13 protein-coding genes are annotated in these 14,665 nt (G+C 51.1%); 12 read left to right on the top strand and 1 reads right to left on the bottom strand.

Translation table 11 applies throughout. From position 1 onward, the window contains the following. Positions 1-51 precede the first annotated feature (51 nt). From QCB44_RS10360 to lnt, 7 genes are all read left to right on the top strand, one after another. Complete coding sequence (locus tag QCB44_RS10360; protein WP_279409885.1) at positions 52-1,137, top strand: ATP-binding protein; 1,086 nt, start codon at positions 52-54, stop codon at positions 1,135-1,137. Between the two features lie 125 nt (positions 1,138-1,262). Further along, a complete protein-coding gene (locus QCB44_RS10355) occupies positions 1,263-1,901 on the top strand; it encodes a prepilin-type N-terminal cleavage/methylation domain-containing protein (protein WP_279409884.1) in 639 nt (212 codons plus the stop codon). A gap of 178 nt (positions 1,902-2,079) precedes the next feature. Then, positions 2,080-3,540, top strand: coding sequence for a tRNA (N6-isopentenyl adenosine(37)-C2)-methylthiotransferase MiaB (gene miaB, locus QCB44_RS10350; protein ID WP_279409883.1), 1,461 nt, complete (start codon positions 2,080-2,082; stop codon positions 3,538-3,540). Positions 3,541-3,702: 162 nt separating this feature from the next. Next, the gene (locus QCB44_RS10345) at positions 3,703-4,683 is read left to right on the top strand and encodes a PhoH family protein (protein ID WP_279409882.1); all 981 of its coding nucleotides are present in this window, start codon (positions 3,703-3,705) and stop codon (positions 4,681-4,683) included. 45 nt (positions 4,684-4,728) lie between these two features. Next, a complete protein-coding gene (ybeY, locus tag QCB44_RS10340) occupies positions 4,729-5,208 on the top strand; it encodes an rRNA maturation RNase YbeY (RefSeq protein ID WP_279409881.1) in 480 nt (159 codons plus the stop codon). 73 nt (positions 5,209-5,281) lie between these two features. Further along, positions 5,282-6,148 (top strand): transporter associated domain-containing protein, encoded by an 867-nt coding sequence (locus QCB44_RS10335; RefSeq protein WP_279409880.1) that lies wholly within the window; start codon positions 5,282-5,284, stop codon positions 6,146-6,148. Then, positions 6,149-7,729 carry an apolipoprotein N-acyltransferase gene (lnt, locus tag QCB44_RS10330; protein WP_279409879.1) on the top strand — a complete coding sequence of 527 codons (1,581 nt, stop codon included), beginning with the start codon at positions 6,149-6,151 and terminating at the stop codon, positions 7,727-7,729. A 57-nt stretch (positions 7,730-7,786) separates the two neighbouring features. On the opposite strand, the gene QCB44_RS10325 is transcribed toward lnt, so the two are convergent. Continuing rightward, positions 7,787-8,179, bottom strand: a complete 393-nt coding sequence (locus QCB44_RS10325; RefSeq protein ID WP_279409878.1) for a hypothetical protein — start codon at positions 8,177-8,179, stop codon at positions 7,787-7,789. Positions 8,180-8,381: 202 nt separating this feature from the next. On the opposite strand from QCB44_RS10325, the gene leuS reads away from it, so the two are divergent. Genes leuS through nadD form a run of 5 tightly spaced genes read left to right on the top strand, consistent with a single transcriptional unit; the run spans position 8,382 to position 14,611 of the window. Then, on the top strand, positions 8,382-10,982 hold the full coding sequence (gene leuS / locus QCB44_RS10320) for a leucine--tRNA ligase (protein ID WP_279409877.1): 2,601 nt from the start codon (positions 8,382-8,384) through the stop codon (positions 10,980-10,982). A gap of 30 nt (positions 10,983-11,012) precedes the next feature. Then, positions 11,013-11,630: an LPS assembly lipoprotein LptE gene (lptE, locus tag QCB44_RS10315; protein ID WP_279409876.1), complete on the top strand. Its 618-nt coding sequence runs from the start codon at positions 11,013-11,015 to the stop codon at positions 11,628-11,630. Then, complete coding sequence (holA, locus tag QCB44_RS10310) at positions 11,627-12,658, top strand: DNA polymerase III subunit delta (protein WP_279409875.1); 1,032 nt, start codon at positions 11,627-11,629, stop codon at positions 12,656-12,658. Before lptE ends, holA begins: the two co-directional genes overlap by 4 nt. A 42-nt stretch (positions 12,659-12,700) precedes the next feature. Next, positions 12,701-13,960, top strand: a complete 1,260-nt coding sequence (locus QCB44_RS10305; protein WP_279409874.1) for a glutamate-5-semialdehyde dehydrogenase — start codon at positions 12,701-12,703, stop codon at positions 13,958-13,960. 18 nt (positions 13,961-13,978) lie between these two features. Further along, complete coding sequence (gene nadD / locus QCB44_RS10300; RefSeq protein WP_279409873.1) at positions 13,979-14,611, top strand: nicotinate-nucleotide adenylyltransferase; 633 nt, start codon at positions 13,979-13,981, stop codon at positions 14,609-14,611. Positions 14,612-14,665: the final 54 nt, after the last annotated feature.

The raw sequence follows: 14,665 nt of genomic DNA, 5'->3' as shown, positions 1-14,665 counted from the left end.
ATTAAGTTCGATTTCTGTCTTTCAATTGCTCTTATTGTGTAAAGGATAGCTATGGATCTGTTTGCCGACTGGATGGCATTAAGTTTTGTGACGTTTGGCTTAAGTCTTTTGGCGGTCGCTTATTATGTCCATAGGCAGGCGACCCGTTTAAGAAAAACCGTCGCGCGACTGTATGAGTTAAATCAGCAATTGGGACGTGATGCGTTGGATTTTTTTGAACAGGCCTGGCCAGTCCTGCAGCAAGCCGGCCTTTTAAGCTTAAAAGCGGATATTGATTGGTTTGGAGAACATCGCTATCAGGTGTTTGGCAAGGTGTTTGATGTTGGCAGTTGTCAGCATTTTCAAATTGATCGGGATGACATGCATTTTAAACTCACGCTCTGTTTGCCTAAATACAGTGGAGAACGTTTAAACTGGCTTGAATTGGTGGTGAATACTTACATCCAAATTTTGCAGCAAGACATAGAACATAAACATGCAGAGATTCTGGTATCGCAAAAACGTTTAGAGCGTTATCAGATGTTTGTGCAGCATGAGGTTAAAAACATTGCCCAGTTTATTCAACTGTTAAGCGAGCAGATCGCTCCCCTGGAGTCCGCTGAGGATAAATTGCGGCTGATGGAGCGTTTGCAAAAAACCTTGCCCTTAATGGCCGAGAGAGCGGCGAATGCGGTTCGTCAAATGAAACAGCCGTTGTCCGAATTTTATGCTTCCAGTGCGGTCGAGTTAAATGAGTTGATTGAAGAAGTTCTGTTTTTGTATCAGCTGCAAGCTCAGGTCGAAGGGTGGGGTCGGGTGCAGATTGCGCGTAATGTGTTGTTAGAAGTGTTTAAAAATATTTTAGGGAATTATCGCGATCACCCGGTGGGGGAATGCCCGTTAGCGATTCAGATTGAAGACCGTGGCAGTGAAGGCGCGACGGTGACCATTCGAAGCTGCCTGCAAACTCAAAATGAGGCTTTGAAGCCCGAACGCATGTTTGAACCGTTTTGGACCACCAGTGAAAGCGGCATGGGGTTGGGGCTGTTTTTAACCCGTGAGCTGTTAAAGCAGGTAGGCAGTGAAATCGAATTCCACCAGCAGGGCAATCAGGTAAGTTTTGAATTGCATTTGAATAATATTCCGGCGCTTAAATGATCCATATCAATTTGTGACCATGAAAAGAGGAGTAAAAAACTTTTACTCTTTTTTTGCCAAAAAAGCGTTGCTAAGATGAAACCACCTAAACAAAGGTGCTTCTTAACTTAAATGAGGAAAGAGTCATGAAGAATATGGAAACGCAAACTCGTTTGCAAAATCAAAAAGGTTTTACCTTGGTGGAAATCGCCATTGTACTGGTGATCATCGGGCTATTGCTGGGTGGTGTACTGAAAGGTCAGGAAATGATCAATGCAGCAAAAATTAAAAACGATACAGATACGTTAAAAGCCTTGCAGGCTTCAGCTTATGCCTATAGGGATCGAGCTGGTTTTTATCCTGGAACACTAAGATCAGCGAATCCGACCAATAACGCTTTGAATGGCATTGAAATTCAAGCTGATGTATCAGATGCCGGGTCTGCGAATACGACAGCGGATAATTTATTTTTTGGTGATTTAGCTAATGAAGGTTTTATCAAGTCACCAAATTTTGCTCCAGAAGTGGATGATGGTGGTGCCGTTTTGGTCGGTTATGGAACTGGTGCTCAAACGCCGGTCTGGGCGACGACTGATTTTACGACTGCGCCAACCCTAGAAGATAACAAAAACTATGTCTGTTTGTCTTACTCAACTGCAACAGATAATGCCGAGGCAATTGCAGTGGGTATGGATATTAAGCTGGATGATGGTGTGGCTAATACAGGTATTGTCCGTTATTCCTCAGATCCGGCAGGTGGAGCTAATATCTGTCTAGAAATCTGAACTTTATAAAAAGTTAGAAAGATTTTGAAAACCCGCCAAATGGCGGGTTTTTTGTTTTTAGGCATTTTAAAGACTCTGTGTTAGAATACGCGCCCTTGAATTTTTTGTTTTTTACAATATATTCAGCTACATAGCTTTTAATTAACGGGTGGAAATACCCGAACGGCGCGGAAACTCTATGTCTCAAGATCTGTCTTCATCATCGTCACACACTGCTTCTGACTCTTCAGGGCACCATTCCCCGTTTACCGGCGGGTTGCATGTGATCACCTACGGCTGTCAAATGAACGAGTATGACTCGGACAAAATGGCGAGCCTGCTGGAAAAAACCCACGGTTTAAAGTTGGTGGACGAGCCGGAAGAGGCGGACGTGGTGTTAATGAATACCTGTTCGGTGCGTGAAAAAGCGCAGGAAAAAGTGTTCTCCGAATTGGGGCGCTGGGTGAAGTGGAAGCAGGAAAAGCCGAACCGCGTCATTGGCGTCGGTGGTTGCGTGGCTTCACAAGAGGGCGAGGTGATCCGCCAGCGTGCCCCGGGCGTGGATGTGATTTTCGGGCCGCAAACGTTGCACCGTCTGCCGGCGATGATTGATGAAGCCTTGGCAATGCGTGGTGACGACACGATTAAAAAGAAAAAAGCGGTGATTGACATCTCCTTCCCGGAGATCGAGAAATTCGACAATCTGCCGGAGCCGGAAGTCAATGGCGTGTCGGCGATGGTGTCGGTGATGGAAGGCTGTTCCAAATACTGTACCTTCTGCGTGGTGCCGTACACCCGCGGTGAAGAGGTCAGTCGTCCGTTTGAAGATGTTATGGCCGAAATCCGCGCTTTGGCCGAGCAAGGGGTGCGTGAGGTCAACCTGCTTGGCCAGAACGTGAATGCGTACCGCGGCGAAATGGCCGACGGTGAAATCGCCGATTTGGCGGTGTTGATGCATGCGGTGCGTGCGGTGCCGGGTATCGACCGTATTCGCTTCACCACCTCGCACCCGAATGAGATGACGCAGAGCATTATTGACTGCTATGCGGAAATTCCGGAACTGGTGTCGCATTTGCATCTGCCGATTCAGTCGGGATCGGATCGCGTATTGGCGTTAATGAAGCGCAATCATATGGCAATCGAATACAAGTCAACGATTCGTAAGATCCGTGCTTTACGTCCAAACTTAAGTTTGTCCGGCGATTTTATTGTCGGTTTCCCCGGTGAAACCTGTGATGATTTCAAGGAAACCTTAAAGCTGGTTGAAGAGTTGAAGTACGACCGCTCTTTCAGCTTTATCTACAGTGCTCGCCCAGGCACGCCGGCGGCCAGTCTGCCGGATGACGAGCCGATGGAAAAGAAAAAACGCCGCTTGTACGCGTTGCAGGAGTTGTTGAACAAGCAGACCCAAGAGTTCAGCGAGCGTTTGGTCGGCACGGTGCAGCGTATTTTGGTGGAGCGTTTGTCGCGTAATGCGTTTAACGAAGTCGCAGGGCGCACCGAATGTAACCGTGTGGTCAATTTTGAGGGGTCACCGGAGTTAATCGGACAGTTTGTGGATGTCGAAATCACCGAGGCGTTTAAAAACTCCTTGCGTGGGCGATTGGTGGCGACCCCTGAGGCGGATACTCATGTTCCAATGCAGTATCATGCATTGTAAGTTTCGCATTGTAATCTGAATTTAATCGGTTCATAATCGTTAAGGAACCTCCGGCGTGCCGTTAACAATAATGAGCAATGCTGAGCGTCATTGAATTTTCATAGAAACGTTATTATTCACTGTAATAATAACGTTTTTACTTTAATGTTCTGAGAATCACATTTGTCTGTACTACATACAATCCAGTTTCATCTTTATCCAGAGGATAATGAACGTCTGCAAAACTTTTTAGGTTGGCATAACGAACACCTTGAGCAAATTGAATTGCGCATGGGGGTGGAAGTGAACAGCCGGGGGTTTCAGGTTTCAGTGACCGGGCCGGATGACCGGCCGGTGCGTGCCGAGCAGGTGATTCGCGATCTGTATGACGAAGCCGGCAGTGTGACTTTGGAGCCAGAGCATGTCCATTTAGCGTTACACAACTTGGGATTGGATGAACCTCAGACGTTGACTGTGGATCAACAGCTGATTAAAACGCGCCGTAAAGTGATTAAAACGCGGAATGCGAACCAGGCACAGTATGTGCAGTCGATCGCGGAGCATGACATTAATTTTGGTATCGGCCCAGCTGGAACGGGTAAAACCTATTTGGCCGTGGCGTGTGCGGTAGAGGCTTTGGAGAGTGAGCGCGTTCGCCGCATTATTTTGACGCGACCGGCGGTGGAAGCGGGGGAAAAACTCGGTTTTTTGCCGGGTGATCTGAGTCAGAAAGTAGACCCTTATTTACGTCCGTTGTTTGATGCCCTGTTTGAAATGCTGGGGTTTGAAACCGTAGAACGATTGATCGAAAAAAATGTCATTGAAGTCGCGCCTTTGGCGTTTATGCGTGGTCGAACCTTGAATGAAGCGTTTATCATTCTGGATGAAGCGCAAAATACCACGGTCGAGCAGATGAAAATGTTTTTGACGCGTATGGGCTTTTCGTCAACGGCGGTGATTACCGGGGATATTACCCAGTGTGATTTGCCTAAGCACCAAAAATCGGGTTTACGCCACGTGATCGAGGTGCTCGAAGGGGTGGACGACATCGGATTTACGTTTTATCAGGCCAAAGATGTGGTGCGCCACGCTTTAGTGCAAAAAATTGTCAAAGCCTATGATCAGTATGACCGCCAGCAGGCCGCTGGCAAACGTTCTGAATAAGGCTAAACTCAAGTGCTCAAATCATCCGTGCAGTCGGGAGGCGTTATGGTCGAGGTAGAATTGCAGTGGGCAGTAGATCCCCAAACGATTCCAACACAAACGCAATGTGAACAATGGGTTCAAGCCGCATTGGTGGGTGAAGCCGCCGGCGAAGCCAATGAGTTGACGATTCGTATTGTCGATGCCGAAGAAAGCCAAACGCTGAATCGTGATTACCGAGGCAAAGACAAACCCACCAACGTGCTTTCGTTTGAATTTGAAAACCCACCAGGCCTGCTCGATTTAGGCGAGGCCTTGCCTTATTTGGGGGATTTGGTCATTTGCGCTGAAGTGGTTGAAAAAGAGGCGCAAGAACAGGGAAAAACGCTCGAAGAACACTGGGCGCACATGATTGTCCATGGCACCTTGCATTTGCAAGGCTATGACCATATAGAAGATGACGAGGCCGAAGAGATGGAAGCGCTTGAAGTCGAAATTCTCGAAGGCTTGGGATACGAAAACCCTTATCGTAACGATGAAAATTGAGCCGGTCTGTTTTTGTGATTGCAGAACCGTGCGGCTTTAAAATGAATTTTTTCAATATAGGTAACAACAACTAATGAGTGACAGTAGTAGCGGCTCTTCGTGGTTAGAGCGCCTGGGTAAAATATTTTCAGGCGAACCGGAGAGCCGGGAAGATCTCTTGGAGATGATTAAAGAGGCCCAGAGTCAGGGCGTCATCGATTCCGATGCGCAGGTCATGATTGAAGGGGTTCTTAATGTGTCGGAAGCGCGTGTGCGCGACATTATGATTCCAAGGATGCAAATCGAGGTGGTGGATGCGTCCGAATCTCTGGAAGTGATTTTAGAGAATATGCTCACCACATCCCACTCACGTTATCCGGTGATCGAAGGCTCTCAAGGTGGCCGGATTGTCGGGGTGCTGTTGGCAAAAGACGTATTTCGTGCCGTGGTAAAAGGCGAGCTGACTTCTAAAGAGGAGTTAGAAGCTATTTATCGCCAACCGACGTTTGTACCGGAAAGTAAACGCCTGAATATGCTGCTGCATGATTTTAAGGCCAGCCGTAATCATATGGCATTGGTGGTAGACGAGTATGGTGAGTTGGCCGGCCTGGTCACCATTGAAGATGTGCTGGAGCAGATTGTGGGTGACATTGCTGACGAGCACGATGTGGAAGAAGACAGCACCATTCAAAAACATGTCGGTGGGGCTTTTACGGTGCAAGCCATTACTTCACTGGATGAATTCAACGCCTTTTTCCATGTTGAATTGCCAATGGAAAAAAGCGAAACCATTGGTGGGCTTTTGGCACTGGAGTTGGGGCATGTTCCTGTGGAAGGCGAAGAGATTGAACTCTACGGCCTTCACTTCAAAGTCCTAAAGGCGACGGAACGCCGTGCGGAGCTCTTCCAAGTGAAGCCGTTGGAGGCATCCAGCGAGTTAGCCGAGCTGGAGGCGGTGTAATTGAAGACGAAGGTTTTCAAAGCGCTCACTTCGCTTGTGCCCGGAAAAATGCACCTCGCCGCCCTGATTCTCGGGGCGGTGTCTGTCTTGGCGTTTGCGCCATTTGATTTTTCGCCATTGATTTTGCTGACGCTAGCGGGTCTGTTTTGGCTCTGGCTGCAATCCGAGTCGCGTTGGGACGGATTTAAGCTAGGGCTCTGGTTTGGGTTAGGCTTGTTCGGTGTTGGGGTCAGTTGGCTGTTTTCCAGTATGTATTTCTATTCCGGCGTGCATCTGGTTCTGTCGGCATTGGCGACCTTTATATTCGTTCTGTTTCTATCGCTCTATGTGGGATTGGCCGGGTTTCTGGCCCACTACTTCAAAGATGAAAACCGGACAGGCCTGATGTTGTTTGTGCTCTTCCCGGCCATCTGGGTGTTAACGGAACTGTTGCGTGGCACCCTGTTCGGCGGTTTTCCATTTTTACAAATCGGTTTAACTCATGTGGATACTTGGCTAGCGGGCTATGCACCGCTGTTGGGTGTGCTGGGCGTCAGTTGGATGGTCGCGATCAGTGCCGGATTGCTGTTATGGTTTGTTCAGCAGCGTTCATGGTTGGGGCCGAGTCTGCTGCTTTGCTTGGTTTGGTCGTTTGGTGGACTGTTGCAAAAAATTGAGTGGGTTCAGCCCGCCGGAGAGCCGATTGATGTCGCTCTGGTGCAGGGTAATGTACCTCAAGAGAAAAAATGGCAAAAGAAAGAGTTTTATCCCACCCTGGAAGCCTATGTCTCCATGACCAAGCAGAACATGGATGCCGATCTCGTGGTATGGCCGGAAACGGCGATTCCGACCTATTACGATGTGGTGGAAAAAGGGGCGTTGTATACGTTTATTAAAGACGCCAAACTGCTTAATACCGATATTTTGGTCGGGGTAATTGCCGGTTCCACCGATGAGGAAGGGCAGGATCACTATTACAATGCGCTGGTGAATCTGCGTCACCCTGAAGAGCGCTATTACAAGACACATTTGGTCCCGTTTAGTGAATTTTTTCCGTTTCATGCGCTGTTTGATTTTTTAAGCGAACTATTTGATATTCCATTTTCCAGTTTTACCGCCGGCCCCGAAAATCAACCTCCGTTGAAACTGGCAGGCCAGCCTGCCGGCTTGAGCGTCTGTTATGAGATGTCGTTTGGCGAAGAACAGGCGCGTTATTTGCCGGAAGCAAAATATCTGGTGACGGTGAGTAACGATGCCTGGTTTGCCCACACGTTTGAACCGGCACAGCAGGTTCAGGAAGTACGCATGCGAGCATTAGAGCTGGGGCGTGAAATAGCACGCAGTACCAATACCGGGCATACCATGATTGTGGATGTGAATGGACAGCTTAAGGCGCAGATTCCCCCTTATCAACAGGGGGTCTTGCGTGGTGAAATCCAGCCATACGAAGGGATGACCTTCTTTGCAAAGTGGCAACAGCAGCCGATTGTATTGATGCTGTTCGCGGTGTTCGGATTTGTTTTTGCCAAGCGTTATTTCCTGACCGGGCGTTTGGGCAAGCTCGCCAAGCAGACAGATGAATCGGAGAGGCAGGCAAACTGAGCAGGCCTGCTCAGTTTGGTTTGAGGTGTTTCGAATTGCGTTCTTGAGTCATGTCGCTCATTGTTTGTGTGGCTCAAACATCGGATGGTTTTCATCCATCGCCGCCGCCAAACGCAGTCTGAGTACGGTAATCTCCGTTGGATCGGCCAGGCTCAACGCCTTGTCGATCAGGATCTGTTCCAGCACCGGCAGATCCATTTCCAGGAACTCATCAATGCCTTTTTCCATGTCCGCCAGGTATTCGGCGGTCTGCATCAGATCCGCATGCAAATCCTCCTGAACCTGCTTGAACTCTTTTTCAGACAGTTCAGCTAAATCGTGATCCGCCTGTTGCGCTTTTTCCACCGCTTTACCGAGCAGAGACCAGGTTGCAGTTTCTGCTGCGATGGTTTTCTGTTTGGCGTAATTTAACAGTGTACGGTAAGCGTGTAACATTTTTGATTGGCTCATTATTTTTCCCTCGAAACTGTCCATATCTACTATAATACTGAACTTATTTATTAAAATTATCAAGCCGTTTGCAAACGGTTAAACATGCTTGGTTCAGTGGCGGTTTTAAGCGCGTTATTATCAGAGTAAAGCCGCTGTTAAGTCCAGGCGAAACAACAAATAGATTTTCAAATTTAAACCGACTAACCAGAAGAATCGTTTCATGTCAGAAGTTCAGTACCAACCGCAACAAATCGAAGCCGAAATTCAGGCCTATTGGGATGAAAACCAGACCTTTGTCGTTACCGAAGACAGCAGCAAAGAAAAATATTACTGTCTGTCGATGTTCCCGTATCCAAGTGGGAAGTTGCACATGGGACATGTGCGCAACTACACCATCGGTGATGTGATTTCGCGTTACCAGCGCATGCAGGGCAAAAACGTCCTGCAGCCGATGGGGTGGGATGCGTTTGGTCTGCCGGCCGAAAATGCGGCGATGCAGCACAAGGTCGCACCGGCCAAATGGACGTATGAAAACATTGATTACATGCGCAATCAGCTGAAGTCGCTTGGTTTGGGTTACGACTGGACGCGTGAAGTGGCGACGTGCCACCCGGAATACTACCGTTGGGAGCAATGGTTGTTTACCAAGCTGATGGAGAAAGGGTTGGTGTATCGCAAACTCTCTGTGGTCAACTGGGATCCGATCGATCAGACGGTGTTGGCGAACGAACAGGTCATTGACGGTAAAGGCTGGCGTTCCGGTGCGCCGGTGGAGCGTAAAGAGATTGCTCAATGGTTCCTGCGCATCACCGATTACGCCGAGGAATTGTTGCAAGATCTGGATAAGCTTGACGGTTGGCCGGAGCAGGTCAAAACCATGCAGAAAAACTGGATCGGTAAATCGACCGGCCTGCAGATTTCGTTCCCGGTGGTGGGTAAGAAAGGCCAGACTTTGGATGTGTACACCACGCGTCCGGATACGTTGATGGGGGTGACTTATGTGGCGATTGCCGCGGATCACCCCATGGCACGCAAAGCCGCGATCGAAAACGAGCCTTTAGAACGCTTCATTGAAGAGTGTTCGCACATCTCCACCGCCGAGGCGGACATGGAAACCATGGAGAAAAAAGGGGTCGATACCGGAATTCGCGTGACCCACCCGATTACCGGTGAAGCCATTCCGGTATGGGCGGCCAATTTTGTGTTGATGGGCTACGGTACCGGAGCGGTGATGTCGGTACCGGCACACGACCAGCGCGATTACGAATTTGCCAAAGCCTATGATCTGCCGATGAAGGCGGTCATTGCCCCCAGTGCGGAGGAGATGGCGGACATTTCCGAAAAAGCCTTTACCGAAAAGGGCATTTTGGTCAATTCCGGCCAGTTTGACGGTTTGAAATCCAAGCAGGCCTTGCATGAAATGGCGAAAGTGCTGGGTGAAAAGGGCTTGGGCGAAAAACAGACCAACTACCGTCTGCGCGACTGGGGGATCTCCCGTCAGCGTTACTGGGGGTGTCCGATTCCGGTGATCTATTGCCCGGCGTGCGGCGCGTTGCCGGTGCCGGAAGATCAGCTGCCGGTGCTGTTACCGGAAGATGTGGTGCCGGACGGAAGCGGGTCGCCATTGGCGAAAATGGACAGTTTTAAGAACTGTGAATGTCCGCAGTGCGGCGGTCGCGCCAAACGCGAAACCGATACCTTTGATACCTTCTTTGAATCGTCCTGGTATCACGCGCGCTATACTTCCAAAGACAATGGTGAAGCCATGCTGGACGAACGTGCCAACCACTGGCTGCCGGTGGATCAATATATCGGCGGCATCGAGCATGCGATTCTGCATCTGTTGTATGCGCGCTTCTTCCACAAGCTGATGCGCGATCAAGGATTGGTGAGCTCGGACGAACCGTTCAAAAGCCTGCTCACCCAGGGTATGGTGCTGGCGGGGAGCTGGTATCGCCAGGATGAATCCGGCAAGCAGACCTGGTATTCGCCCTTGGAGGTTGAACCGGTCACCGATGACAAAGGCAGCATCGTCGGCGGTAAGTTGAAGTCAGATGGAACCGAGGTTCAGTACGGCGGCGTGATTAAAATGTCCAAGTCGAAAAACAACGGCATTGATCCGCAGACTCTGATTGACCAGTACGGTGCGGATACCTTGCGTCTGTACGTGATGTTCGCCTCGCCGCCGGAACAGACGCTGGAGTGGTCAGACAAAGGCGTGGAAGGGGCGTCGCGCTTCTTGAACCGCGTCTGGCGCCAAGTTTACACGCACCTGGAAAACGGCGCGGTTAAGGCGGCAACCGGTTCGGAGGGGCTGGACAAAGCACAGAAAGCACTGCGTCTGAAAGTGCATGAGACCTTGCAAAAAGTGTCCGATGACATGGGGCGCCGTCAGACCTTCAATACCGCCATTGCCGCCTGTATGGAGCTGTTGAATGAGATCGCCAAGTTTGACGACCGTTCCCAAGCCGGTCGAGCCGTGATGCAGGAAGCGTTGGAAATTCTGGTGTGCATGTTGTCGCCGATTGCGCCGCATATGACGCAGAAGTTATGGGAAGCGCTCGGCAAGTCCGGCTTGGTGTTGGATGCCGAGTGGCCACAGGTTGATGAGTCGGCATTGGTGAAGTCGGAAATCGAATTGATGGTTCAGGTCAACGGTAAACTGCGCGGTAAGATCGAAGTTGCCGCCGATGCCGATCAAACGGCCATTCTCGCGGCCGCCAAAGCTGACGAAGGTGTAATCAAGTTCACCGACGGCAAGGAGATCGTAAAAGAGATTGTGGTGCCGGGGCGTTTGGTGAACCTGGTGGTAAAAGGGTAATCAAAAGATTAATCAAAGGTAATTGGCACTATGATGCGCGACCAGGCCTGTTCAGTTTTGCACACCTCTTCTCTGCGTCTTAAGACGTCAGTCTATGCGCTTGTATTGGTCTTGGCGTTGGCGCTGTTGCAGGGCTGCGGCTTTCATCTGCGCGGTTATGGAATGCAGGCTGAAGCGCAGTTTAAGAGCGTCAAGCTGACGCAGCTGGCGCAAGTTGACGGCAATATTCAACAGGCGTTCATCCGCCAGTTGCAGTCGCAGGGGGTGACCATCGCCGACTCCTTGGCGAATGCCGAGCTTGAAGTGGTGTTTGAAAAAACCGCCGTGCATCAGTCGCGTACCGCTTATACCGGCACCGGTGATGTCGCCTCCTTGTTGCTGACGTTGAAGCAGCGTTTCCGGGTCCAGGAGGTGGCGAGCGAAACCGTGTTGCTGGACACACAGGTCAGTGCCTATCGCGATCACCATATCGACAATACCGCTTTGTTGGCGTCCAACCGCGAGCTTGAAGAGATTCGACAGCAGATGGCGCAAGAGGTGGCAATGCAGGTGATCGATCGGATTAACCGCGCCTTGTTGACGCGAACACCGTCGCAACCGGCGGTCGAACCGAAATCAACCAAAAATCCAGGCGGGGAGTCTGAGTGATTTTAGCCAGCGCGTTTTTGAACCAGTTAAAACAGAATTCGGTGGAACTTAAGCCGATCTACCTGTTTTACGGTGAAGAACCGCTGTTTTTACGAGATTGCACCGACGGCCTGCGTCGCCATCTGCAGGCGCAAGGGTATCTGTTCGGCGACCGCTACGAAATTGACAGCGGCTTTGACTGGCAAAGCTTGCAGATGGAAACTCAGGCAGGTTCGCTGTTTTCCGAGCAGCGGGTGGTGATGGTGTCCATGCCCAAAGGATCCCCCGGAACGGAAGGCACCAAATTCATTCAGGCCTGGTGCAATCAAGCGGCTGCGGCCTTGCCGCCGGAAGTGATTGTGATGATTGAGTGTGAAAAGCTCGACAGTCGTCAGGTGAAATCTAAATGGGTTGCCTCCATAGAGTCAGCCGGCCTGGTGGTGCAGGGCAAACCGGTTCCGACGCAGGCTCTGCCGGGTTGGTGCCAGCAGAAAGCCGGTGAATACGGCATTCAGTTGGATAACGAAGCCGCGGCACTGCTGGCGGAACGGGTCGAGGGTAATCTGCTCGCCGCCGATCAGGAGTTGATTAAGCTGAGCCTGCTTTATCCGCAAGGCTCTGTGATCAGTGCGCAGATCATCGCCGAAAGTGTGGTGGATCAGGCGCACTATCAGCTGTTTGCATTGGCGACGGAGATGTTGCTCGGCAATCGTAAACAGGCGCAGCAGATGCTGAACCGTTTGCGTCAGGAAGGGTTGGAGGCACCGGTGATCTTATGGTTGCTCGCCAAAGAGATTCGCACCTTGGCCGAGTTGGCGCAGATGACGCAATCCATGCCGCAGGCACAGGCGTTCAAGCAGTTGCGTATCTGGTCGTCGCGCCAGAACGAAGTGCGCGCCGCTTTGCAGCGCCATAATCCACAGGCCTGGCAGGAACTGTTAAAAGAGGCGCTGCAGATCGACCGCCTGATCAAAGGGATTCAGCCGAAACTGAGTGACGAAGAAATTTGGTTGGGCTTGTCGGCACTGGTTGGCAAGGTTGCCGCTTAACATGAGATTAAATAACACATTGAAAAGATTGGGAACACACGCATGAACACCGATGTAAAAAGTTATATGCAGACGTTAGGTCAACAGGCACGCGCCGCCGCCAGAGAGTTGGTGCGCGCGAATACGGCACAGAAAAACCGTGCTCTGTTGGCGATGGCCGAAGCGATCGAAGCGTCGGCGGAACAGTTGCAAGCGGAAAACGCCAAAGATTTGGAAAACGGTAAAAATAACGGTTTAGATGCCGCCATGTTGGACCGCCTGACCCTGTCCGACAAAGTGCTGGCAGGCATGGCCGAAGGACTGCGTCAAATTGCGGCTTTACAAGACCCGGTGGGCGAGATCAGCGATATGAGCTATCGTCCGTCCGGTATTCAGGTCGGCAAGATGCGTGTGCCGCTTGGCGTAGTGGGAATCATTTACGAATCGCGCCCGAATGTGACGGTGGATGCCGCGGCGTTGTGTTTGAAATCCGGCAATGCGGCCATTCTGCGCGGCGGTTCGGAAGCGGCGCACTCCAACCGCGCGTTGGCAGAATGTATTCAACAGGGATTGAAATCGGCAGGCCTGCCGGAAGCGGCGGTTCAGGTGGTGGCGACCACCGACCGTGCCGCCGTCGGAGAGATGATCGCCATGCCGGACTATGTGGATGTGATCATTCCGCGCGGTGGAAAAGGCTTGATTGAGCGCATCAGCGCTGACGCACGCGTGCCGGTGATCAAGCACTTGGACGGCATTTGCCACGTCTATATCGATGACGACGCCGATTACGACAAGGCGATCCGCGTGGCGGTCAACGCCAAAACCCATCGCTATGGGGTGTGTAATGCCATGGAAACTCTGCTGGTGGCGGAATCGCAGGCGGAAAAGGTCTTGCCGGAACTGGCGCGCCAGTATGGCGAAAAGGGGGTTGAACTACGCGGCTGTGAAAAAACCTGTGCGATTATCGACGCGCAAGCGGCGAGTGAAGAGGATTGGGGAACCGAGTATCTGGCACCGGTACTGTCGATCCGTGTGGTGAAAGATGTGGATGCAGCGATGGACCATATTGCGCAATACAGTTCGGGGCATACCGAAGCGATCATTACCGAAAACTTTACCACTTCACGTCGTTTTTTGGCCGAGGTGGATTCCAGTTCGGTGATGGTGAACGCCTCTACGCGGTTTGCGGACGGCTTTGAATACGGCCTGGGTGCGGAAATCGGTATCAGTACCGACAAGTTCCATGCCCGCGGTCCGGTCGGCCTGGAAGGACTGACCTCGCAGAAATACATTGTGTTGGGCGACGGCACCATCCGCGAGTAACGGGAAATATCACGGCGCATGGCTCTGCAACTCATCGGCATTAACGGCGGCACCTTTGATCCGATTCATTTCGGCCATCTGCGCCCGGCGTTGGAAGTGATGGAGCGTTTGAACCTGGAGCAGGTGCGTTTTGTCCCTTGCTATCAGCCGGTGCATCGCGGTCAGCCGACGGTATCGGCACAGCAGCGCTGCGAGATGATTGAGCTGGCGATTGCGCCGCAACCGCGCTTTTGTCTGGATACGATTGAAATCGACCGTGGCGGTCCCTCCTATATGGTGGAGACCCTTGCCGAACTCAAACAGCGATTTCCGGATAAAGGGCTGGTACTGATTATGGGCAGTGATGCCTTTGCCAAGTTTCATACCTGGCATCAGTGGCAACGCATTTTAGAACTGGCCAATATTGCGGTGACGCATCGTCCGGGAGAGGCGGTACCGTTGTATTGTGAAGCGGGGCAGATTTTGAGTGCGCACCATGTTAAACGGTTTACTCAGCCAAGCGGGCAGATTGTGGATGTGCCGGTGACGCAACTGGATTTGAGTTCGACGGCGGTTCGCAGTTATCTGCAGCAAGGGTGGCCGGTGGATTATTTGATGCCGGCGAAAGTAATACGTTATATCGAGAAGCATCATCTTTATCGAGATGAGTGAAAAATATCCGTTAACAAAAGTCCAGGCCTCCTCAAAACGGAAAACCTGTCGCCT

The organism is Thiomicrorhabdus sp. zzn3 (assembly GCF_029767755.1).
Classification (GTDB): Bacteria; Pseudomonadota; Gammaproteobacteria; order Thiomicrospirales; family Thiomicrospiraceae; genus Thiomicrorhabdus.
The sequence above is the reverse complement of the archived record's forward strand: the minus strand, read 5'-3'. Positions and strand labels throughout refer to the sequence as shown.